Genomic DNA, 21,421 nt, shown 5'->3' with positions numbered 1-21,421 from the left:
TAGAAAATTAATCGAGTATTATATCTTTGGCGACTGCAAAACCCTCGTTCTTCGAAAGGGTTTATACAATTAATTTTTAAGTAATATGAAACAACTAATACTAGTATTTTTTCTATTAACCGCGTTTATAGCAAAAAGTCAAACTAATATTATTTCGAACTCTGATTTTGATAATATTAAAATAAATAATATTGCCTTAACTGATATTAAAAAAACTTTAGGTAAACAAGCTAAAGTAGAGTCTTTATTAGGTGCAACTGTTTCTTTTGAAGATAATGGTTTTTATTACTATTTTAAGTTTAATGGTTTAAAACTAGATTTTTCTACTTCTGGAAGAAAACCATATATCGAGTCTTTAGATGTTTTAAGTAATGAAGCTACTTTTACTATTAAAGGAATAACAATTACTGTTGGAGATCCAATAAGTAAGTTAGGAGAAGTTGCTTTAACAACTGGTAGAAATGGCTCTAAGAGTATTTTATATGCTGAATGTGATAGTTGTGATGTTTTTATTAATATTAATTTTGATCAAACTACTAAAAAAATTACAAAAATCAATTATTTTGATATGTCATAATTGATTTTTAAAAATCATAGGTTCTAAAAAACCGAAGCATTAGCCTCGGTTTTTTTATACCTTCTTTTATACTTAATATTTACACACTTATGCCTTTTTAAAATTTAAAGAAATGAAAAGCATATACATTTGTCTCCGATGATTACAATATGGTAATCCGGGGGGGCTATCTATTACTAAATCAATCATATCTCCAATTAGAGATAAAAAGCCTGAGCTTATAAACTCAGGCTTTTAAATTATTAAACTCTATCTTTTTCTTTCTCTTTTTCAACATGCCCTTTTATTTTTAACATTTTTCTAGATGCTTTAGCATTCGATATAATCGTAATGGCTTTTGAAAACCCTCCTACTCTTCTTGTATCATATAATACTTCTATTTGCCCTTTTTCACCTGGCATAATTGGTTTTTCTGGTTTTTTAGGAACTGTACACCCACAAGTGGATTTAATATCTTTTATAATCAACGGTTCAGTACCAATATTTGTAAACTCAAACACACGAACCCCATCAGCGCCTTGTTTAATTTTTCCGTAATCGATTGATGCTGTTTCAAATTGAAACTCTTGAGCGTTTGCCATAATTGCCATTAATCCTACAATTACACATAATACAGTATTTCTCATTTTTAATATTTTTTAGTTAGTAATAAATATTTTATTTCTTCGAATGTATCTTAATATCTCCCCATAAAAAAACTAATCGTATACACTACTATAAAACATGTACAAACAACTTATAACATGTTATTGATACAAAGAAAAACGTCGTTAGTACTTTCTACTTTGATTACAGCTTATATTTTGTTTACTTTGAAATACACAATGAGCCTTTTAAAAAAACATAGCGCTGAAATTTTAATCCACTTACTTTTTTGGGCTTTATTTATCTTTATCTCACTTTTTGTATTTACCCAATATTATTGGGCAGAAAACCCTTTTTTACAGTACTTTTTTATTCTTATCATTATCGTATATACTAACAATCAACTATTGTTACCGCTATTCGTTAAAAAGAAATGGTATGTGTTATACGGAATTGCTTTTGTTCTTATTTCTGTTTTAGCAACTCAACTATACTGTAATGTTTTTGCACGTTGTGGATGTTCCATTATGAAGTGCTTAAGCGATTATTTATGGCAAACTCTAGTCCCTCTATTATTTTTCTCTTTTATATGGATGTTGTTTAAGTTTTTAGACGGACAAGAAAAATTAGCACAAACAACCCAAGAACGAACAGAAATGGAGTTGAAATTTTTAAAATCACAAATAAATCCGCATGTGCTCTTAAATAATTTAAACACGATTTATGCGTATTCTATTGACAAACCTAACCAAACCCCTGATTTAATCTTAAAACTCTCAGAAAACCTTAAACATGTCTTATATGAGACAATTTCTGAAAAGGTTTCTCTTGAAAAAGAACTACTTTTCATACAAAACTATATCGATTTTCAAAAAATTCGAACTGAAGGAGTGAAAGAAATTGATTACCATTATAAAACTGATAGTAATCAATACCAAATTGCTCCACTCCTTTTAATTACCATTATTGAAAATGCTTTTAAACATAGCATTGCATATAGTAAGATTGGTATTTTTATCAACGTTACTAACCATCAATTACATTTAATAAGTAGTAATCAATTCAATATAAACACAAATAAAAATACCAAAGCCATTGGCTTAGAAAACTTAAAAAAGAGATTGCTATTAATTTATCCAGATAATCATTCTCTTTACATTCATCAAAAAGGAGATGTTTTTACTATAGAACTGAAAATAGATCAATTATGAAATGTATAATTATTGAAGATGAGTTGCCTGCGCAAGCTATTTTGAAAAAGTATATCGGTAAAATTCCAGATACTGAAATTGTACATGCTTTTCAAACAGCCATACAAGCTAATGAGTTTCTGAAAAACAATACTGTTGATGTTATTTTTCTAGATATTAATTTACCTGATATTTCTGGATTAGACTTTATAAAAACAGTTAAAAACCCTCCTAAAATAGTTATTACAACTGCATATCCTGATTATGCAGTAAATAGTTTTGAGTTAGAAACAATTGTTGATTATTTGGTAAAACCCTTTTCTTTTGATCGCTTTTTAAAAGCAATTAGTAAAGTAGAAAGTCAATTATTAAAATCAAAAACTTCAGAAAAAGAAGCTACTTATTTAAATATAGATAAAATTATACATAAAGTATATCTAGCCGATATTTTATACTTAGAATCTGATCGAAACTATGTGCATTTTATCACCTCATCAAAAAAATTGACGATTATAGATTCATTAAAAAACTGGAATGAAACTCTAAATTCAAACAAATTTGTACAAATACACAAATCATATATTGTAAATTTAGAAAAGATTGAAAAATATACAGGAACTTTTCTTTATATAGAAAACATCAAAATTCCTATTGGTAGAACTTATAAAAATAACCTATTGACTCTTTTAAAAATTAAGAATCAATAGGTTATTGGGACTACTCCCAAGTATTTTCAGCTGCATCACCATTCCAAATAACCGTAGCTAAATACGGATTATCAATAAACGGATTTCTATTTCCTTGCGCATTAGCAACTGCGTTGTTACGTTGTATCTCTATATCAGATACAGGATCTTCAGCATTCCACTGTAACAATAAAGTAACCATATTACTATCAGAAGCTGTAACAGAACCGACAGCTACATTCTTTGGTAAACATCTATCTCCATATCGCAAGTACATGTACATCATCATACGAGCAACATCTCCTTTCCATTCATTACCAGGGTACCAGTTCCCTGAAACGTCTCCGGCATTCCCTGTACCTGCAGCAAATAATTTATTCCCTCTTTGAGAATTAAAAGTTACATCTGAAGGCCTTAAATGATGCGCATCTGCCCCTGGACCTGAAGTTCCTAAATTTGGATTTCCTAATGACTTAGGGTATACATGCTCTCTATTCCAATCTCCTGTATTTCCTCCATTGGCATCTTTACTACGAGTTCTATCTGTTACATAATTACCATCTGTATCGTCATGACCATAAATTAAAACTACTTTGCTATTATCGTTAGGGTCTAAATCTGATTGTTTTAATACATTCCAAACATCTGGCGTATAATCTAAGAAGGTAGTATGACTATTAATAATTTCAGTAGCTAAAATATCTTTTAAAGAACTTCCTGTTAAGGTAAAGTCTACATCTTTATAATATTCTGATAATTCAGAAGGGATATTAAAACTTCCTGGATTACCATTGGCTGAAGCATTTATATTAATGATTACCGTTGCAGTAGAACAATTACTTGGCGTAATTGTACTGCAAATAGTATACTTAAAAGAATCTGTACCTACAAAATCTTGTGCTGGCGTGTATATAAAAGCATTATTGCTCTTAACTATAGTTCCATTTCTTGCAGAACTAGTCTCAAACGTTACTTTTACATTTCCTGAAGTATAAGTATCATTCTCTAAAAAACTAGCTAATACATTCTCTTTATTTTCTTCAGCTTCAAAGGAATCATCAACAGCTACTACTTTATCTTCTGTTGGTACAACATCACTATCACTTCCTCCACAATTAATAAACAACATTAAAATTGTTATTATTCCTATTATTTTCTTCATGATTCTATCTTAAATAATTAGTCTTTTTTATGTTTATCATGTACTTTGGTAGGTACATTATCATTCCATACTGTTAAAATATCTGTCGCTACACTTGCTCCACTTCCTGCTGCAATTGCAAACTGACTTCTCCACCCAGCTAAGGTTCCGCAAACATATAACCCTTCTTTTATTAAGTGGTTGAAATTACGTAACTGAATTCTATCTTTCATAGCATTTGCTCTAATATGACGCTCTACATATTGTTCTAAACCAGCTATTTCAAAAGGCTTTGAATAGTTTAGGGCTATAACAACTTTTTTACTGTAATATTCATTTTTATTAGTGATTATCTTATATCCATTTTCATCATCCAAAACAGCTATCACTTTTTCATTTTCAATTTGAGATACTTCTGGGTATAAATTTTTTAACTGATTTCTACCGCTTTCTAGAATATCTTTTCCTAAAGTTTCTGGAGCTAAGCCTAAAACATTATTAAAGAGAGCATCTTGTAGGTGAGAAGAACGCTGATGCATTATAATTCCAACTGTTTTTCCTTTTGCATATTCTTTAGTAAGTGCAGAACCTAAAACTAAAGCGCATTGCATACCTGATACTCCTCCTCCAACAATAAGTACATCAAAAACCATAGTTAAGCTACTAACATTTTAAAGTTAGCCGCAAATAATTTAACTGCTATAGCTAACAAGATTACACCAAATATTTTTCTTATAATTTTTATTCCGTTTGGTCCAATTACTTTTTCAATTTTTCTGGACGTTTTTAACACAATATAAATTACAATTACATTTAATAAAACGGCTACAATAATATTTTCAAGGTTAAATTCCGCACGTAATGAAAGTAGTGTTGTTAAGCTACCAGGACCTGCTATTAATGGGAAAGCTAAAGGAAAAACAGTTGCACTTAATGCTTCCTCATCATCTTCTTTATAAAGAGTAATTCCTAATATCATTTCTAATGCTAGGAAAAACAAGATAAAAGCACCTGCCACTGCAAATGAGTGTACATCTATACCTATTAAATTTAATAGTCTCTGTCCTAAGAATAAAAACAGAATCATAATAAATCCTGCTATTACAGAAGCTTTTTCTGATTGAATGTGTCCTACTTTTTTACGTAAATCAATAATGATAGGAATGTTTCCAACAATATCAATTACCGCAAATAATACCATAAAGGCTGTGAAGATTTCTTTGAAGTTAAAGTCCATAGTTGCTATATTTTCGCGTGCAAAATTATATAAGTAATGTTACAATCTAGTATTTTTGCATTTAAATTTACAAGAAGTTAATATAAACTTCCCAATATTAAAGACATTTTATGTTTCAATTAGGAAAAACCATCGTTTCAGAAGACCTTATAGAAAAAGAGTTTGTTTGTAACTTATCTGCATGTAAAGGGGCTTGTTGTATAGATGGCGATGCGGGAGCACCCCTTGAAAAAGAGGAAACAATAATTTTAGAAGAAATATACCCAAAAATTAAACCTTTTTTACGAAAAGAAGGAATTGAAGCTATTGAAAAACAAGGTACTTGGATTACTAGTGATTTTGGTGAACTGGAAACTCCTTTAATTAATGATGCCGATTGTGCTTATGTTATTTTTGATGATAAAGGCACTGCCTTATGTGCCATTGAAGAAGCATATAACCAAGGTATTGTAGATTGGAAAAAACCCGTTTCTTGCCATTTGTATCCTGTTCGTGTAAAGGATTATAGTGAATTTGCTGCCGTAAACTACCACAAATGGGAAATTTGCGACGATGCTTGTTCTTTAGGTAAAGAATTACAAGTTCCTGTATACAAATTTGTAAAACAAGCTTTAATTAGAAAGTTCGGCCAAAACTGGTATGATGAACTTGAAAAAACAGCAGAAAAATATTTAAAAAAATAAGATAAAAAACGATGCTATTTAGCGTCGTTTTTTATCTTATTAGTATATATACTTAACTAATATTTCCCATTATTTTTCTATGTAAACGAATAGCATATCCATCAGATAAACCTGCAACATAGCTTGAAATTTGCATAATTCTATCATATAAGCTTTCTTTATCTTGTTGATATTCCTGTGGAATTAGATTAAGTACTAACTTATCATAATTAGATTGTTTATCATCAAATTTATTATTTAAAGCAGTTACAAAAACATCTAGAAGATCTGCTATGATTTTATATCCTGCAACTTCTTTTTCAACAACCTCTTTACTTCTGTAAATTTTATCAACACTTAATTTAATAATATCATTAATCTGAGCTTCATATTTACATTTATCTAATAACCCTTTATCAAAGGTTCCATTTAAAATAGCTTTTTCATTATCTAAAAAGATGGCTACTGCTTCATTAATTAATACTCCTATGGCTAAGGCACGTAAATAACTTACACGATCTTTAGTATGCTGTAATGAATGGTATTTTTTACTATCAATCGTATCTTTTACCAACTTAATCATATATTCTAAGGCATAATCTTCTTCAATTAAACCTAGATTGATTCCATCTTCAAAATCGATAATTGTATAACAAATATCATCAGCTGCTTCAACTAAGTATGCTAATGGGTGACGATAATAAGAAACTCCTTCAGATTCTTTTTTCAATAACCCTAAATCTTCAGCTACATCTAAAAAAGCATCTTTTTCTGACTGAAAAAAGCCGTATTTCTTATCTACAATATGATTTGTTGGTTTCTTTGGCAAACTCTCTTTAGGGTACTTTAAAAAAGCTCCTAGTGTTGCATATGACAAACGTAAACCTCCTTGAATTCCTTCTCTATTTTCTGTTAGGATTTTAAACCCGTTGGCATTTCCTTCAAAATCTATTAAATCTTGATATTCCGAATCAGTTAATTGATTTTTATACTGAAGACCTTTTCCCGTTTTAAAATATTCTCCAATGGCTTTTTCTCCTGAATGTCCGAATGGTGGATTCCCAATATCGTGCATTACTGATGCCGCAGCTACAATAGCTCCAAAATCATTAAAAGTGTATCCTAGTTCTTTTAATTTTGGGTGGCGCTCTAGTAATTCTTTACCTACTCTTCGTCCCAACGTGCGCCCTACAACTGATACTTCTAAACTATGCGTTAAACGTGTATGAACAAAATCGGTTTTTGATAATGGAATTACTTGTGTTTTATCTTGCAAACTACGAAAAGCCGATGAAAATATAATTCTATCAAAATCTACCTCAAAACCTAAACGAGTTTCATCTTGTTTTGCACGTTCACGTTTTTGGGTATCACCAAAACGTTTTAAAGAAAGGAGTTGTTCCCAGTTCATCATTCGTAAATAAAATTTTGTCGAAAATACAAAATCTTTACCCTAAACCTAGTTTTTCTTCTATATCATATTCTCTAATAACCTCTCTATCCGACGCAGCTACTTCTAACCATTCTGTAAAATTTTTCACCTTGTAATGTAAACATCCATCCATATAATAAGCTAATGACCATTCATTATCCTTTCTCTCTTCATGAGTTAACCAACACCATGCTCCTCCGTTTGAGTCTCCTATCATTAAAGAAAGTAAACTTTCTGTCATAATCTTCTCCTCTCCTAAATAAACAAATTCGTTTAAAGTTTTATTGTAATCGTATTCTTTATAAAAGCCTCCATTTTGGATGCTATCTATATTTTGTACAAAAACCCAATCGCCTCCATCTCCAAAATATTTCAGAAATAGTTTATATGACTTTGGGAGTTTTAGATTTAACTTCTCTTCAATCATTTTAATTTCTTCATCAGTTAATGTTTTTCCAACATTCTCATGATAATGGTAGTTTTCTAATAACCTAACTATACTTTTAGAAATAGGATGATTGTAATCAGTAGAATTCCTAAATTTATCTAGCAAACTTTTTGCTTTACTCCTAACAGCTTTTTTCTTTTCTATTTTACCTGAATCAATTCTGTTATTCTTTCTTAAAATAGCAACAGCGGCGGAAAAAATGCCAAGAATTATAAAATATTTTATCTCCATAGACCTCTAAAATATTAAAAAAGAGAAGCCTATCGACTTCTCTTTATCACTTTTAATTTAATTCTAGCTTAAGATCCACACATTAAACAATCGTCTGGTCCTTCTGCATTTTTAGAAGCTTCAACCATCGCTTTGAATTCATCTGTACTCATTGGCTTGTCTTCTTCCTTCTTTTCTATATTTAACGTAAACTGCTTCGCATTTACAGCAGATTTGGTACGTAAATAATACATTCCTGTTTTTAATCCAGATTTCCATGCGTAGAAGTGCATTGAGGTTAACTTCGCATAATCAGGATCTTGCATAAATAAGTTTAACGATTGAGATTGATCGATGAAGTATCCTCTATGACGTGCCATATCGATAATATCTTTCATACTCATTTCCCAAACGGTTTTGTATAAATCTTTTAAGTTTTGTGGAATAGCATCAATATGTTGAATTGATCCGTTGGCACGCATAATATCTTCCTTCATATCATTATCCCATAAACCTAACTCTACTAAATCTTCTAATAAATGTTTATTTACTACGATAAACTCTCCTGATAATACTCTACGTGTGTAGATATTAGAAGTATATGGTTCAAAAGCTTCATTGTTTCCTAATATTTGAGAGGTAGATGCTGTAGGCATTGGCGCTACTAATAATGAGTTACGAACTCCATGTTTTTTTACGTTTTTTCGTAGTTTTTCCCAATCCCAACGACCGCTCAACTCATCGTCTTTGATTCCCCACATATTGTGCTGGAATTCTCCTTGTGACATTGGGGAACCTTCATAAGTTGAATAGGCCCCTTTTGTTTTAGCAACTTCCATTGATGAGGTTACAGCTGCAAAATATAATGTCTCAAAAATTTCTTGGTTAAGCTTCTTCGCTTCTTCTGAAGTAAACGGTAAACGTAACATAATAAAAGCATCAGCTAACCCTTGAATTCCTAATCCTACTGGACGGTGACGGAAATTAGAGTTTTCTGCTTCTTTTACAGGATAATAGTTACGATCAATTACTGTATCTAAATTACGGATTACTTTTTTCGTTACTTTAAATAACTTTTGATGATCGAAGAACTTACTTCCGTTTTCATCTTCTGCAACAAACATTGGTATTGCTATTGATGCTAAGTTACATACTGCTACTTCATCTTCTGCAGTATACTCCATAATCTCAGTACATAAATTTGAAGAACGAATCGTTCCTAAATTCTTTTGATTTGACTTACGGTTTGCTGCATCTTTATACAACATGTACGGAGTACCTGTTTCTATTTGTGATTCTAAGATTTTCTCCCATAAATCACGTGCTTTAATAGTTTTTCTTCCTTTCCCAGCAGCTTCATAACTTGTATACAAACGCTCAAACTCTTCACCATACGTATCGTATAAATGAGGGCACTCATGTGGACACATTAACGTCCAGTCAGCATCTTCTTGCACACGCTTCATGAATAAGTCTGAAATCCACATTGCATAGAATAAATCACGCGCACGCATTTCTTCTTTACCGTGGTTTTTCTTCAGGTCTAAAAAGTCAAAAATATCTGCATGCCAAGGCTCTAAATACATTGCAAAAGAACCTTTACGTTTTCCTCCTCCTTGATCTACATAACGTGCTGTATCGTTAAATACACGTAACATTGGTACAATACCATTTGATGTTCCGTTAGTACCTGCAATATAACTTCCCGTAGCACGGATATTGTGAATAGATAAACCTATACCTCCTGCAGATTGTGAAATTTTAGCTGTCTGTTTTAAAGTATCATAAATTCCATCAATACTATCGTCTTGCATTTGTAGCAAGAAACAAGATGACATTTGTGGTTTTGGCGTACCTGAGTTAAATAATGTTGGTGTTGCATGGGTAAAATATTTTTTACTCATCAATTCGTATGTAGCAATTGCCTCGTCAATATCTTCTTTGTGAATACCTATCGCAACACGCATTAACATTTGTTGTGGACGTTCAACAATGTTTCCGTTTAACTTTAATAAATAAGAACGTTCTAATGTTTTAAAACCAAAATAATCGTAATTAAAATCACGACTGTAGATAATTGTTGAATCTAATTTATCGGCATTATTCATGATAATTTTGTACACATCATCTGCTAGTAAAGGAGCTTTATTTCCTGTACGTGGATTGATATATTCGTACAAATCGGTCATTGTTTCCGAAAACGATTTTTTGGTATTCTTATGTAAGTTAGATACGGCAATTCTCGCTGCTAATTTTGCATAATCAGGATGAGCAGTTGTCATTGTCGCAGCAATTTCTGCTGCTAAATTATCTAATTCAGAAGTAGTTACCCCATCATACAGTCCTTCAATAACACGCATTGCTACTTTTACTGGATCAACTATATTGTTTAATCCATAACACATTTTTCTAACCCTTGCTGTGATTTTATCGAACATCACAGGCTCTTTTCTGCCGTCTCTTTTTACTACATACATATTGATATTGGTTTTTGTTGGTTAATAGCGTCGTCAAAACATAGTTGTTTATGACAACATGTAAAATGTTAATACTAGTTTGTTTCTTTTGAAACGATTATAACGCTAAAGCACTGAAAAAAGTGCTCTAGCTGAGTAATACTGCATGTAGGGGAAATAGCAGCTTATTGGTTCCTAAAAATCTGCATCAAAGCTGATGCTTCCTGTACCTCCAGATTTTACTCCGGCTTTTTGGTACTCTGATACTCTTTTTTCAAAGAAGTTAGTTTTTCCTTCCAAAGAAATCATTTCCATGAAATCAAATGGATTGGTAGACTCATACTCTTTTTCGCATCCGAATTCTAAAAGTAGTCTATCGGTAACATATTCTAAATACTGAGTCATTAACGTTGCATTCATACCTATTAAACTCACAGGTAAAGATTCCGTTATAAATTCTCTTTCAATATCTAAAGCTGAAATAATAATATCTCTTATTCTTTCTTTTGGAACTTTGTTTACTAAGTGATTGTTGTGTAAGTGTACAGCAAAATCACAATGCATACCCTCATCACGAGAAATTAACTCGTTTGAGAATGTTAACCCAGGTAATAACCCACGTTTCTTTAACCAGAAAATTGAACAGAAAGAACCTGAAAAGAAAATTCCTTCAACTGCGGCAAAAGCGATTAAACGCTCAGCAAACGAATCAGATTCAATCCATTTTAAAGCCCAATCTGCTTTCTTTTTAATTGCTGGAAAAACTTCAATTGCCTTGAATAACCTATCTTTCTCTTCTTCATCCTTTATATATGTATCAATTAATAATGAATACGTTTCTGAATGAATATTTTCCATCATGATTTGGAAACCATAAAAGAATTTTGCTTCTGAGTATTGAACTTCGTTTACAAAGTTTTCTGCTAAATTTTCATTTACAATTCCATCAGATGCAGCAAAAAATGCTAAAACATGCTTAATAAAGTAACGCTCATCGTCTGTTAGTTTAGTGTTCCAGTCTGTTAAGTCTGAATGTAAATCAATTTCTTCAGCAGTCCAAAAACAAGCTTGTTGCTTTTTATACCATTCCCATAAGTCATTATGTTGAATTGGAAAAATTACAAATCTGTCTTTGTTTTCTTGTAAAATTGGTTCAATCGATGCCATGCTTTTTAAGCTCTTTTTAGTGTGTTATTTTTATTCCCTGAGTACAGAAACAAAGATTGGAAAAATTGCTATATTTTGAAAGCTATACTTATTCACAAATCCCTTGAAGTTTTTAACAAAACACTTTTTTTTCTTCAATTTACAATATTTTTTACATTTTACAAAAACCTACAAATCAAATACTTAAAATTAAAAAAAATGCTTGACAAGTGATACTCACTGAGTTTCTTATTTTGTGTTTAAACATAAAAAAAGTGACACTTTTTGCGCCACTTTTTAAACCTTTGTATTCTTCTTTTTTAGGTTATTTTTTAACCTTTAAAACATCCTCTATTATTTGTTCAATTTGTTTTTTTGGTAATGCTCCATGAGCCATTTGAGGTTCATCGTTAGCAGGACAAAATAACATAGAAGGAATACTTCTTATTCCAAAAGCAGCAGCTAATTCTTGTTCTGCTTCTGTATCTATTTTATAAATATGAACTTTCCCTTCATACTCTGCACTTAATTCTTCCAAAACAGGAGCTAATGCTTTACATGGTCCACACCAATCAGCATAAAAATCAATTATTGCAGGTAATTCTCCTTCAAACTTCCATTCTTTATTTTCTTCATAATTAAAAACCTTTTTTAAAAAAGCTTCTTTGTTTAAATTTTCAGTCATGCTTATTGTATTATAATTACGTAAAGGTAGTCGTTTTTATTTCAATAGATTTACAAAGCTGTTTTTGTTAAAATCATCTTAAAATAAATGACTATGAGTGTTTTTCTTCTAACTTTGGTCTAATTAACCAATTTTTTAATCATGAGAAAAATCCTTCTTCCCATTATTTGTGCAGGAACAATTTTAGTTTCTTGTAAAGAAGAAAAGCAATCTAAAAAAAATATTAGTGTGAACTATCCAGAAACAACTAAAAAGCCTGTTGTAGATGAATATTTTGGTACTAAAGTAACTGATAACTATCGTTGGTTAGAAGACGATAGAAGTACCGAAACTGAAGCTTGGGTAAAAGCTGAAAATGAAGTTACTTTCGATTACTTAGACAAAATTCCATATCGTAAACAGTTAAAAGACCGTTTATCTGAATTATGGAACTATGAAAAAGTAGGAACTCCATTTAAAGAAGGTGATTACACCTATTTTTATAAAAACAATGGATTGCAAAACCAATATGTTCTATACAGAAAAGATAAAGAGGGTAAAGAAGAAGTTTTCTTAGATCCTAATACGTTTGCTGAAGATGGAACTACATCGTTAGGTTCAGTAAGCTTTACCAAAGACGGAAAAACTGTAGCCTATGCAATCTCTGAAGGAGGAAGTGATTGGAGAAAGGTTATTATAATGGATGCTGAAACCAAAGAAATTAAAGAAGATACTTTAGTTGATGTAAAATTTTCTGGAATAGCTTGGAAAGGAAACGAAGGTTTTTACTATTCTAGTTATGACAAACCTAAAGGAAGTGAATTATCTGCTAAAACAGATCAACATAAATTATACTTCCATAAGTTAGGAACTCCTCAAAGTTCCGATGAAGTTATTTTTGGGGCTACTCCAGAAGAAAAACACCGTTATGTTGGTGGATATTTAACAGAAGACAACAAATATTTATTAATTTCTGCTTCAACCTCAACTTCTGGAAACAAGTTATTTATTAAAGATTTAACAAACCCTAATAGTAAATTAACACCTATCATTGACAATTTTGATAGTGATACTGGTGTAATAGACAGTAGAGGAAGTAAGTTATACTTAGTAACCAACTTGAATGCTCCTAATAAGAAAATTGTTACTGTAGATGCTGCAAACCCAACTCCAGAAAACTGGGTAGATTTTATTCCTGAAACTGAAAATGTATTATCTCCATCAACAGGAGCTGGATACTTCTTTGCAAAATATATGGTAGATGCTGTTTCTAAAGTATTACAATATGATTTTGACGGAAAATTAATCAGAGAAGTAAAATTACCAGGCGTAGGTTCTGCAGGTGGTTTTGGAGGAAAAACTGATGCAAAAGAATTATACTTTTCTTTTACCAATTATAACACTCCTAGTTCTTCATATAAGTTCAACCCAGAAGATGGAACTTATGAACTATACTGGAAACCTGCTATTTCGTTCAACGCAGATGAGTATGAAAGTAAGCAAGTATTTTATACTTCAAAAGATGGAACAAAAGTTCCTATGATTATTACCTATAAAAAAGGATTAGAGTTAAACGGTAAAAATCCAACTATTTTATATGGTTATGGCGGATTCAATGTAAGCTTAACTCCTAGCTTTAGTATTGCCAATGCGGTTTGGATGGAACAAGGTGGTGTATATGCTGTACCAAACTTACGTGGTGGTGGTGAATATGGTAAAAAATGGCACGATGCAGGTACACAGTTAAAAAAGCAAAATGTTTTTGACGATTTTATTGCTGCTGCTGAATACCTAATTAAAGAAAATTATACTTCTTCTGACTATTTAGCAATTAGAGGAGGGTCAAACGGAGGTTTATTAGTAGGGGCTACGATGACACAACGTCCTGATTTAATGAAGGTAGCTTTACCTGCTGTAGGCGTATTAGATATGTTACGTTACCACACATTTACAGCTGGGGCTGGTTGGGCGTATGACTACGGAACTTCTGAACAAAGCAAAGAAATGTTTGAATACTTAAAAGGATATTCACCAGTACACAATGTAAAAGAAGGTACTCAATATCCTGCAACTATGGTAACCACAGGAGACCATGACGATCGTGTAGTACCAGCTCACAGTTTTAAGTTTGCTGCTGAATTACAAGAGAAACAACAAGGAGACAACCCTGTATTAATTAGAATTGAAACCAATGCGGGTCATGGAGCAGGAACTCCTGTAGCAAAAACTATTGAGCAGTATGCTGATATTTTTGGATTTACATTATTCAACATGGGCTTTGAAACATTACCAAATGCTCCAAAATCGAAAATAAAAAGTTAAAAACTGTAACATTTTTATAAAAACAGACTCTTATTTAGAGTAAATTTACTACCTCGGGGCAAAATCCTCGAGGTAGTTTGTTAAAATTAAGATTCATTCAAAAAACATTAAAAATGAAAACCATTCACAAAATGCTGTTTACTACTGCCGTTGCTTCTTTAGGAGTTATTGCATGTAAAACAGATAAAAAGCCTGAAGAAAAAGTACAGGCAATTGTTTTAGAAAACATGGATACTTCGGTTAAGCCTACCGATGATTTCTTTAGATATGTTAACGGTTCTTGGATTGATAACACTGAAATTCCTGCTGATGAAACTTCTTGGGGAGGATTTAATCAATTAAGAAAAACCACTACCAAAGATGTATTAGCTATCTTAAACAAGGCTATTGAAGAAGGTAACTTCCCAAAAATAAAAGATGCTGAAGGAAAAGAAATAGATTCTGATCAAGAAAAAGCGGTAAACTACTACGAAACCATCATGGATACCGTAGCTAGAAATAAAGCAGGTAAAGCACCTGTACAACCTTTCCTTCAAAAAATTGAAGAAATTAAAGACTTAAACGACGTACAAACTTTCATTACCAATATGGCTCCTTATGGAGGTGCCGGTTTTTATGGTTTTGGCGTTTTTAATGACCTTAAGAACAGTAGTATGAATGCTGGTTACATGGGAGCTGGCGGACTTGGTTTATCAAGAGATTACTACGTAGATGAAAAGGTAAAAGACAAGCTTGAAAAATATGAGGTGTTTGTAGCTAAAATGTTGCAAGAGTTTGGTGATGATGAAGCTACAGCTAAAAAGAATGCAGCAACTATTGTTGCTTTTGAAAAGAGTTTAGCTGAACCTAGAATGACAAAAGAAGAGCGTAGAGATACACGTAAAATTTACAACCCAATGACCCTTGCTGAATTAGCTGAATTGGCTCCTGTAATTGATTGGGAAGCTCATTTAAAAGGAATTGGTGTTGATCTTGAAGGATTAGATGGTTCTAAAGGTCTTGAAAAGATTATTGTTACAGATCCAGGATATTTCAAAGCAATGAATGAAGTACTTAAAAATAGTCCTATTGAAACAGTTAAATTATCATTACGTTGGAATGCTATTAACAACTCATTAGGTTTATTATCTACTGATTTAGAAAAAGCTAACTGGGAATTCTACAGTAAAGAAATGCGTGGAGCTAAACAACAACGTCCAAGAGACGAACGTGCTTTAGCTAATTTAAATGGAGCTATTGGCGAAGCTTTAGGTAAGTTATATGTAGATGAGAAATTTCCACCAGAAGCGAAGCAAAAAGCTAAGGAAATGATTGATAACGTAATGTTAGGTTTTGAAAAACGTATTGCGCAATTACCTTGGATGAGTGCTGAAACTAAAGAAAAAGCTTTAGAAAAATTACACAAATTAACTGTTAAAATTGCATATCCTGATAAATGGAAAGACTACTCAACTTTACTTGTTAAAGGATTAGATGAGGGAGGTACATATTTTGACAACGCTGTTAATGTTCGCAAGTGGAACTTTGAAAAAGATATGGCCAAGTTAGGTAAAGAAGTGGATAGAACTGAATGGGGAATGTCTCCTCAAACAGTAAACGCTTACTTTAACCCTGTAAACAATGAAATCGTATTCCCAGCAGCTATTTTACAACCTCCTTTCTATAACTACAAAGCTGATGAAGCTGTAAACTATGGAGGAATTGGAGCTGTTATTGGCCACGAAATTTCACATAGTTTTGATGATTCTGGAGCTCGTTTTGACGGTGACGGAAACTTAAAAAATTGGTGGACAGAAGAAGATTCAGAAAAGTTCAAAGAAGCAGGAAGTAAATTAATAAAGCAATTTAGTGATATTGTTGCTATTGATAGTATGAACTTAAATGGTGAGTTTACTTTAGGTGAAAATATTGGTGATTTAGGTGGTGTACAAGCTGCTTATGAAGGATTACAAATTTTCTTAGAAAAGAATGGTCGTCCAGAAAAAATTGACGGATTTACTCCTGAACAACGTTTCTTTCTTTCTTGGGGAACTATTTGGAGAACTAAAATGCGTGATGAAGCATTAAAAAACCGTATCATGACTGATACACACGCTCCTGGAATGTACAGAGCTTATATGCCTCTTAAAAACGTAGATGCTTTTTATGAAGCATTTGATGTTAAAGAAGGAGACAAAATGTACTTAAAACCAGAAGATCGTGTAAGAATTTGGTAAATTCAATTAAAAAATAAGTACCTTTAAACCAGTGTATATACACTGGTTTTTTGTTTTCCAAAAATTAACAACAAGTTTTGTATATTCCAAAAAATAGTAAGTAATTCGCCCTCCTTAATTTTTAATAGAATGAGACTAATTGGAAGGATTGAAAAAATATCCTTTTTAAACTGGGAAATAGAAGATTTACCTGTAAAAATTGATACAGGAGCCTATACTTCTGCAATACATTGTAAGCATATTGAAGAAAAAGACGGTGTATTAGAGTTTATATTACTCTGCCCAAAAACAGAAAAATATAATAATAAATTGCTTCAAACAACAAAGTATAAAGTAAAAAGCATAAGAAGCTCAAACGGAAAGAAACAAAAAAGATATGTTGTTTCTACATCCGCTATTTTTTATGGTAAAAAATACAAAATAAAGCTATCGTTATCAGATAGAGGTAAAATGAATTATCCAGTATTAATTGGTAGAAAATTTTTAAACAAAAAATTTATTGTGGACGTTTCACAAAAAAACATCACATCAAAAGAAATATAAAAAATGAAAATTGTTGTTCTTTCTAGAAACCCTAAATTATATTCAACCAAACGCTTAGTAGAAGCAGGCGAAAAAAGAGGACATGAAATGGTCGTATTAGACCATACCAAATGTGATCTTATTATCGAAAAAAGAAAGCCTGCGATAGTATACAATCATGAGCTTGTAACCGATGTTGACGCTATTATTCCTCGTATTGGTGCTTCAGTTACTTTTTATGGTACCGCAGTTGTACGTCAATTCGAAATGATGAAAGTATTTTCTGCTGTAGAGTCTCAAGCTTTGGTACGCTCTAGAGATAAACTAAGTAGTTTACAAGTACTTTCAAGAGCAAATTTAGGACTTCCAAAAACGGTTTTCACTAATTATTCAAAAGACACTTCAGAAATTATAAAAAAAGTAGGAGGAGCTCCTTTAATTGTTAAACTTTTAGAAGGAACACAAGGCTTAGGTGTTGTGTTAGCAGAAACCAAAAAAGCCGCAGAATCTGTTATAGAAGCTTTTAATGGTTTGCAAGCTCGTGTAATTGTTCAAGAATATATTAAAGAAGCTAAAGGTGCTGATATTCGTGTTTTTGTGGTAGATGGTGTTGTTGTTGGAGCTATGAAGCGTCAAGGAAAAGAAGGTGAATTTAGATCCAACCTACATAGGGGAGGAACTTCAGAAATTATAGAATTAACTGATGAAGAAGAAAATGCTGCTTTAAAAGCTGTAAAAGCAATGAAATTAGGTATCGCCGGTGTAGACATGTTACAGTCTGATAGAGGTCCTTTGATTTTAGAAGTTAATTCTTCTCCTGGTTTAGAGGGCATTGAAAAAGCCACTGGAAAAGATATAGCAAAAAGTATTATACGTTACGTAGAAAGAAGTGCTTAAAATCAAAACCGACATTATTTAATGTCGGTTTTGTTTTAATATTTAATCTGCTAATTCCATACAGTTAAATCCTTTTTCTTTTACTTTATTTATAATGTCAGCTTCTGTTATAATATCAGTTGCCTCTATTCTTAAAACATTATCAACATCTTCAAGATCAATAGATATATTAATTATATTATTATCTTTATTAAATAACTGACGTATAGAATCTTCTTTTTTCTTTGTGTCAATATCGGTTCCATAGATAAATAGTTTCATAACTCAATGGTTTTTATTCTTGTTCCGTTTCTTTATTTAATTTGTCTACATATTTTTGATAAGCTTCACTGCCTTCTTCTTTCCAAAACCTATCATAATGTTCCCATTCTGAAAACTTTCCTTTACAGTTCTTTTCATAATGTGATTTGAACTTGTGTTTTCTTCTTTTGTTAGAATATTTCTTTGATTTATGTTTTCCTCCACATTCACTAGAAGAAAATAAAATTTTAGCTAAAATAAATAATCCTACTGCTTGCCAGTAGTTAATAACTGGTAATCCAAAAATATCTGGCATAAGGTTATTCCAAAGCCACATAATTGCATATCCAAAAAGTATTGCAAGCATTAAAACTGCAATTATTCCGAATATTATTCTTCCTACAAATATTCCTGGAGATTCTCCATCTCTTCTTTCTTTAAACAAATTTTCCATCTTTTATTTTTATTTTTTGTTTTCAATTTTTCTAAGTAATATTCCTAATGCTCGATGTCTTCTTGACATTAATGTTCCAACAGGTACTTTAAGTTCCTCCGATAGTTCATTGTATGTGTACCCTTCAAAATCAATAGCTATAATTATTTCTTTATATACAGGTTTAAGGTTCATTATTCTTAATTCTAGTTCCTTTTTCATTACTTCAGAGTACGTATTATCAGGAGTACCATATAAAACCTCTGTAAATTCAATCAGTTTTATTTCATCAATATTTGAAGCTGAAGCTTCGTATTTCTTTCTTCTTAAATTATCAATGATTTTATTTTTTAGAGACCTGTAAACAAAGCTAGCTACATTGTTTATAGGTGAATTTCCATTAACTCCAGAAAACAATTTTAAAGCAACTTCTTGAATAATATCTTCTGCATCTTGATGAATACTTTGTTTAATTTTAGTTCCAACATAAGACTTAAGGGCACCATATTCTTTATCAAAAAAGGCTTTTAATTTCTTTTTATTTTCCGTTTCTTGGTTCATTTATAGGCTTTCTTTGAGCTCCTCAATTATAAAGACGTACTTTTTATTTTCTATTGCATTTTTTTTTAAAAAACTCTTCATACCATTTATAACAAATATACTTAGAGCTAATTTTTAAAAAAGAAGACTATTTAAAGAGAAACTTGGAATGAAAAATCTTGTTTATAATTTATCTTAAACCTTTATGTATTTTTGCAACCATGCTACAAGTAAATAATATTTCATTCACTTATCCATCTAAAGAAAAAACCTTAGAAAACATCCATTTTACACTTCAAAAAGGTGAGCACTTGTGTGTAATGGGTGAAAGCGGTTGTGGAAAATCTACACTTTTAAAAATTGTATATGGTTTACTAGATGTTGATAAAGGGAACTTATATTGGAATGATATTCAAATTTTAGGACCTGAACATCATTTAGTTCCTGGAATGGAGTTTTTCAAATATGTAGCGCAAGATTTTGACTTAATGCCTTTCACATCTGTAAGTGAAAATATTAAAAAGTTCTTGTCACGATTTTACCCTAAAGAAGCTGAAGAAAGAACACAAGAACTTCTTGATGTTATTGAAATGACCGAATTAGCGAACGAAAAAGTTAAAAACTTAAGTGGTGGACAGCAACAAAGAGTAGCCATTGCTAGAGCGTTGGCTAAAGAACCAGAATTATTATTGTTAGACGAACCTTTCAGTCAAATAGATAACTTTAAAAAGAACTCATTAAGAAGACGATTGTTTGCTTATTTAAAAAAGAAAAATATTGCCTGTATTGTTGCTACGCACGATGGAAATGATGCTCTTTCTTTTGCTGATACCATGATGGTAATCCGCAACAACCAAATCATTGCGCATGACAGTCCAGCAAACTTATATAGAACCCCAAAAGAAAAGTATGTTGCTTCTTTATTTGATGATGTAAACGAACTCACCATAAATAAACAAACATTATTACTATATCCTAACTTACTTGAGATTACCAAAAAACCATCAAAACTAGAAGGAACTGTATTGAAATCTTATTTTAAGGGGGGGTATTGGCTAATAGAAGTTGCTTATAACAACCAATCCATTTTTATAAACCACTTTGAAAATATTGAGCATAAAAAAACAGTCTCATTTAAGTTAAAAGAGACTGTTTAAACCAATAATAACTATCTCAATAATTATTACTCAACTATCTTAAAATAAATTATTTTTCTAAAAAAATACACCCTTACCATCTTAAACACCAAAAGATAAAAGTGTATTATAGCTTCTTTTTCTGTTCTGGTTATAACAACCTTTCCTGCATGTAAAACAAGTTATTTTTGTTTTACCCTACTTTTTCTTAAAAAATTTCTCTAATGACACTTTTTAATCCATTGAACTCAAAAGATTCTCCTTCCTTTTTACCTAAAATTAACTTTCCTATGGGTGAAGATGGAGATATTGCAAAGTATTTTTTATTTTCAAAAGTTAACAATCCTACACTCACACTAATGAAATAGTTTATAGTTGAGGTGGTTATAACTACACTGCCTAAATGAGCAATTTTTGAAGTTGTATCTGTATTAATTTTAGCAAGTGTTTCTTTCATTTGAGAAACTCCGCTAAGTTGCTGACTCGCTTTTTCCATTTCTAACTGTAACATTGCCCTACCGGTTTCATGTTTATCTCCTGCAGAACTTTTTGTTTCAGATTGTAATGCTTTTTGATGAGAAGAAATTGTTTCTTCTACAGTTTGTAAACGTTTATTTACATACAACTCACATTGTTTGTATAGTTCTTCTTTAATATTCATTTCTTACTTTTCTAAGTAAT

Annotated in this window: 22 protein-coding genes; 9 read left to right on the top strand and 13 right to left on the bottom strand. The window is 31.4% G+C overall.

Features of this window, described 5'->3' with window-relative positions:
• Positions 1 to 85: 85 nt before the first annotated feature.
• Positions 86 to 577, top strand: a complete 492-nt coding sequence (locus tag ABHQ57_RS02005) for a hypothetical protein (protein ID WP_047788080.1) — start codon at positions 86 to 88, stop codon at positions 575 to 577.
• Positions 578 to 819: 242 nt separating this feature from the next.
• On the opposite strand, the gene ABHQ57_RS02000 is transcribed toward ABHQ57_RS02005, so the two are convergent.
• The gene (locus ABHQ57_RS02000) at positions 820 to 1,203 is read right to left on the bottom strand and encodes a DUF1573 domain-containing protein (RefSeq protein ID WP_167712585.1); all 384 of its coding nucleotides are present in this window, start codon (positions 1,201 to 1,203) and stop codon (positions 820 to 822) included.
• A gap of 198 nt (positions 1,204 to 1,401) precedes the next feature.
• On the opposite strand from ABHQ57_RS02000, the gene ABHQ57_RS01995 reads away from it, so the two are divergent.
• On the top strand, positions 1,402 to 2,373 hold the full coding sequence (locus ABHQ57_RS01995; protein ID WP_167712584.1) for a sensor histidine kinase: 972 nt from the start codon (positions 1,402 to 1,404) through the stop codon (positions 2,371 to 2,373).
• Complete coding sequence (locus ABHQ57_RS01990) at positions 2,370 to 3,059, top strand: LytTR family DNA-binding domain-containing protein (RefSeq protein ID WP_167712583.1); 690 nt, start codon at positions 2,370 to 2,372, stop codon at positions 3,057 to 3,059. Before ABHQ57_RS01995 ends, ABHQ57_RS01990 begins: the two co-directional genes overlap by 4 nt.
• Before the next feature lie 10 nt (positions 3,060 to 3,069).
• Here ABHQ57_RS01990 and ABHQ57_RS01985 read toward each other — a convergent pair whose 3' ends face one another.
• The 3 genes from ABHQ57_RS01985 to ABHQ57_RS01975 are packed head-to-tail and all read right to left on the bottom strand — an operon-like array spanning position 3,070 to position 5,416.
• Positions 3,070 to 4,200, bottom strand: coding sequence for an endonuclease (locus ABHQ57_RS01985; RefSeq protein WP_167712582.1), 1,131 nt, complete (start codon positions 4,198 to 4,200; stop codon positions 3,070 to 3,072).
• 17 nt (positions 4,201 to 4,217) lie between these two features.
• Positions 4,218 to 4,832: an FAD-dependent oxidoreductase gene (locus tag ABHQ57_RS01980; RefSeq protein WP_159610635.1), complete on the bottom strand. Its 615-nt coding sequence runs from the start codon at positions 4,830 to 4,832 to the stop codon at positions 4,218 to 4,220.
• A 2-nt stretch (positions 4,833 to 4,834) separates the two neighbouring features.
• A complete protein-coding gene (locus ABHQ57_RS01975; protein WP_047788084.1) occupies positions 4,835 to 5,416 on the bottom strand; it encodes a MarC family protein in 582 nt (193 codons plus the stop codon).
• A gap of 110 nt (positions 5,417 to 5,526) precedes the next feature.
• Here ABHQ57_RS01975 and ABHQ57_RS01970 point away from each other — a divergent pair, with 110 nt between their 5' ends.
• On the top strand, positions 5,527 to 6,099 hold the full coding sequence (locus ABHQ57_RS01970) for a DUF3109 family protein (protein WP_047788085.1): 573 nt from the start codon (positions 5,527 to 5,529) through the stop codon (positions 6,097 to 6,099).
• A gap of 52 nt (positions 6,100 to 6,151) precedes the next feature.
• Here the strand turns inward: ABHQ57_RS01970 and ABHQ57_RS01965 are convergent, their stop codons facing one another.
• From ABHQ57_RS01965 to trxA, 5 genes are all read right to left on the bottom strand, one after another.
• A complete protein-coding gene (locus ABHQ57_RS01965) occupies positions 6,152 to 7,489 on the bottom strand; it encodes a deoxyguanosinetriphosphate triphosphohydrolase (protein WP_047788086.1) in 1,338 nt (445 codons plus the stop codon).
• 37 nt (positions 7,490 to 7,526) lie between these two features.
• Positions 7,527 to 8,189, bottom strand: coding sequence for an SMI1/KNR4 family protein (locus tag ABHQ57_RS01960; protein ID WP_167712581.1), 663 nt, complete (start codon positions 8,187 to 8,189; stop codon positions 7,527 to 7,529).
• 68 nt (positions 8,190 to 8,257) lie between these two features.
• Positions 8,258 to 10,645, bottom strand: a complete 2,388-nt coding sequence (locus ABHQ57_RS01955; RefSeq protein WP_167712580.1) for a ribonucleoside-diphosphate reductase subunit alpha — start codon at positions 10,643 to 10,645, stop codon at positions 8,258 to 8,260.
• 174 nt (positions 10,646 to 10,819) lie between these two features.
• Positions 10,820 to 11,791: a ribonucleotide-diphosphate reductase subunit beta gene (locus ABHQ57_RS01950; protein ID WP_047788089.1), complete on the bottom strand. Its 972-nt coding sequence runs from the start codon at positions 11,789 to 11,791 to the stop codon at positions 10,820 to 10,822.
• Positions 11,792 to 12,095: 304 nt separating this feature from the next.
• Complete coding sequence (gene trxA, locus ABHQ57_RS01945; protein ID WP_047788090.1) at positions 12,096 to 12,455, bottom strand: thioredoxin; 360 nt, start codon at positions 12,453 to 12,455, stop codon at positions 12,096 to 12,098.
• A gap of 141 nt (positions 12,456 to 12,596) precedes the next feature.
• On the opposite strand from trxA, the gene ABHQ57_RS01940 reads away from it, so the two are divergent.
• The 4 genes from ABHQ57_RS01940 (at position 12,597) to rimK (ending at position 18,391) form a co-directional block, all read left to right on the top strand.
• Positions 12,597 to 14,756 carry a prolyl oligopeptidase family protein gene (locus tag ABHQ57_RS01940; RefSeq protein WP_073182376.1) on the top strand — a complete coding sequence of 720 codons (2,160 nt, stop codon included), beginning with the start codon at positions 12,597 to 12,599 and terminating at the stop codon, positions 14,754 to 14,756.
• Positions 14,757 to 14,869: 113 nt separating this feature from the next.
• Entirely contained in the window at positions 14,870 to 16,972 is a 2,103-nt protein-coding gene (locus ABHQ57_RS01935; RefSeq protein WP_167712579.1) for a M13 family metallopeptidase, read from the top strand.
• 129 nt (positions 16,973 to 17,101) lie between these two features.
• Entirely contained in the window at positions 17,102 to 17,515 is a 414-nt protein-coding gene (locus ABHQ57_RS01930; protein ID WP_047788093.1) for a RimK/LysX family protein, read from the top strand.
• Between the two features lie 3 nt (positions 17,516 to 17,518).
• A complete protein-coding gene (gene rimK / locus ABHQ57_RS01925; protein ID WP_047788094.1) occupies positions 17,519 to 18,391 on the top strand; it encodes a 30S ribosomal protein S6--L-glutamate ligase in 873 nt (290 codons plus the stop codon).
• Between the two features lie 42 nt (positions 18,392 to 18,433).
• Here rimK and ABHQ57_RS01920 read toward each other — a convergent pair whose 3' ends face one another.
• Genes ABHQ57_RS01920 through ABHQ57_RS01910 form a run of 3 tightly spaced genes read right to left on the bottom strand, consistent with a single transcriptional unit; the run spans position 18,434 to position 19,625 of the window.
• Positions 18,434 to 18,652: a hypothetical protein gene (locus ABHQ57_RS01920; RefSeq protein WP_047788095.1), complete on the bottom strand. Its 219-nt coding sequence runs from the start codon at positions 18,650 to 18,652 to the stop codon at positions 18,434 to 18,436.
• Positions 18,653 to 18,665: 13 nt separating this feature from the next.
• The gene (locus tag ABHQ57_RS01915) at positions 18,666 to 19,085 is read right to left on the bottom strand and encodes a hypothetical protein (protein WP_073182380.1); all 420 of its coding nucleotides are present in this window, start codon (positions 19,083 to 19,085) and stop codon (positions 18,666 to 18,668) included.
• Between the two features lie 9 nt (positions 19,086 to 19,094).
• Entirely contained in the window at positions 19,095 to 19,625 is a 531-nt protein-coding gene (locus tag ABHQ57_RS01910; RefSeq protein WP_167712578.1) for an RNA polymerase sigma factor, read from the bottom strand.
• A 200-nt stretch (positions 19,626 to 19,825) separates the two neighbouring features.
• Here ABHQ57_RS01910 and ABHQ57_RS01905 point away from each other — a divergent pair, with 200 nt between their 5' ends.
• Positions 19,826 to 20,761 carry an ABC transporter ATP-binding protein gene (locus tag ABHQ57_RS01905; RefSeq protein ID WP_159488760.1) on the top strand — a complete coding sequence of 312 codons (936 nt, stop codon included), beginning with the start codon at positions 19,826 to 19,828 and terminating at the stop codon, positions 20,759 to 20,761.
• 187 nt (positions 20,762 to 20,948) lie between these two features.
• On the opposite strand, the gene ABHQ57_RS01900 is transcribed toward ABHQ57_RS01905, so the two are convergent.
• Positions 20,949 to 21,401 carry a GreA/GreB family elongation factor gene (locus ABHQ57_RS01900; RefSeq protein ID WP_159610623.1) on the bottom strand — a complete coding sequence of 151 codons (453 nt, stop codon included), beginning with the start codon at positions 21,399 to 21,401 and terminating at the stop codon, positions 20,949 to 20,951.
• Positions 21,402 to 21,421 lie beyond the last annotated feature (20 nt).

This window comes from Tenacibaculum sp. ZH5_bin.1 (assembly GCF_042865525.1).
Taxonomy (GTDB): domain Bacteria; phylum Bacteroidota; class Bacteroidia; order Flavobacteriales; family Flavobacteriaceae; genus Polaribacter; species Polaribacter mesophilus.
Note: the sequence above shows the minus strand (reverse complement) of the source record. Positions and strands in the feature narration are given on the sequence as shown.

Coding starts and splice junctions, on each gene's coding strand:
- ABHQ57_RS02000 (WP_167712585.1), bottom strand. CDS start 1,203: ATGAGAAATACTGTATTATGTGTAATTGTAGGATTAATGGCAATTATG.
- ABHQ57_RS01900 (WP_159610623.1), bottom strand. CDS start 21,401: ATGAATATTAAAGAAGAACTATACAAACAATGTGAGTTGTATGTAAAT.
- ABHQ57_RS01985 (WP_167712582.1), bottom strand. CDS start 4,200: ATGAAGAAAATAATAGGAATAATAACAATTTTAATGTTGTTTATTAAT.
- ABHQ57_RS01940 (WP_073182376.1), top strand. CDS start 12,597: ATGAGAAAAATCCTTCTTCCCATTATTTGTGCAGGAACAATTTTAGTT.
- ABHQ57_RS01995 (WP_167712584.1), top strand. CDS start 1,402: ATGAGCCTTTTAAAAAAACATAGCGCTGAAATTTTAATCCACTTACTT.
- ABHQ57_RS01970 (WP_047788085.1), top strand. CDS start 5,527: ATGTTTCAATTAGGAAAAACCATCGTTTCAGAAGACCTTATAGAAAAA.
- ABHQ57_RS01910 (WP_167712578.1), bottom strand. CDS start 19,625: ATGAACCAAGAAACGGAAAATAAAAAGAAATTAAAAGCCTTTTTTGAT.
- ABHQ57_RS01990 (WP_167712583.1), top strand. CDS start 2,370: ATGAAATGTATAATTATTGAAGATGAGTTGCCTGCGCAAGCTATTTTG.
- ABHQ57_RS02005 (WP_047788080.1), top strand. CDS start 86: ATGAAACAACTAATACTAGTATTTTTTCTATTAACCGCGTTTATAGCA.
- ABHQ57_RS01960 (WP_167712581.1), bottom strand. CDS start 8,189: ATGGAGATAAAATATTTTATAATTCTTGGCATTTTTTCCGCCGCTGTT.
- ABHQ57_RS01965 (WP_047788086.1), bottom strand. CDS start 7,489: ATGAACTGGGAACAACTCCTTTCTTTAAAACGTTTTGGTGATACCCAA.
- ABHQ57_RS01950 (WP_047788089.1), bottom strand. CDS start 11,791: ATGGCATCGATTGAACCAATTTTACAAGAAAACAAAGACAGATTTGTA.
- ABHQ57_RS01930 (WP_047788093.1), top strand. CDS start 17,102: ATGAGACTAATTGGAAGGATTGAAAAAATATCCTTTTTAAACTGGGAA.
- ABHQ57_RS01905 (WP_159488760.1), top strand. CDS start 19,826: ATGCTACAAGTAAATAATATTTCATTCACTTATCCATCTAAAGAAAAA.
- ABHQ57_RS01915 (WP_073182380.1), bottom strand. CDS start 19,085: ATGGAAAATTTGTTTAAAGAAAGAAGAGATGGAGAATCTCCAGGAATA.
- ABHQ57_RS01975 (WP_047788084.1), bottom strand. CDS start 5,416: ATGGACTTTAACTTCAAAGAAATCTTCACAGCCTTTATGGTATTATTT.
- ABHQ57_RS01955 (WP_167712580.1), bottom strand. CDS start 10,645: ATGTATGTAGTAAAAAGAGACGGCAGAAAAGAGCCTGTGATGTTCGAT.
- rimK (WP_047788094.1), top strand. CDS start 17,519: ATGAAAATTGTTGTTCTTTCTAGAAACCCTAAATTATATTCAACCAAA.
- ABHQ57_RS01980 (WP_159610635.1), bottom strand. CDS start 4,832: ATGGTTTTTGATGTACTTATTGTTGGAGGAGGAGTATCAGGTATGCAA.
- ABHQ57_RS01920 (WP_047788095.1), bottom strand. CDS start 18,652: ATGAAACTATTTATCTATGGAACCGATATTGACACAAAGAAAAAAGAA.
- ABHQ57_RS01935 (WP_167712579.1), top strand. CDS start 14,870: ATGAAAACCATTCACAAAATGCTGTTTACTACTGCCGTTGCTTCTTTA.
- trxA (WP_047788090.1), bottom strand. CDS start 12,455: ATGACTGAAAATTTAAACAAAGAAGCTTTTTTAAAAAAGGTTTTTAAT.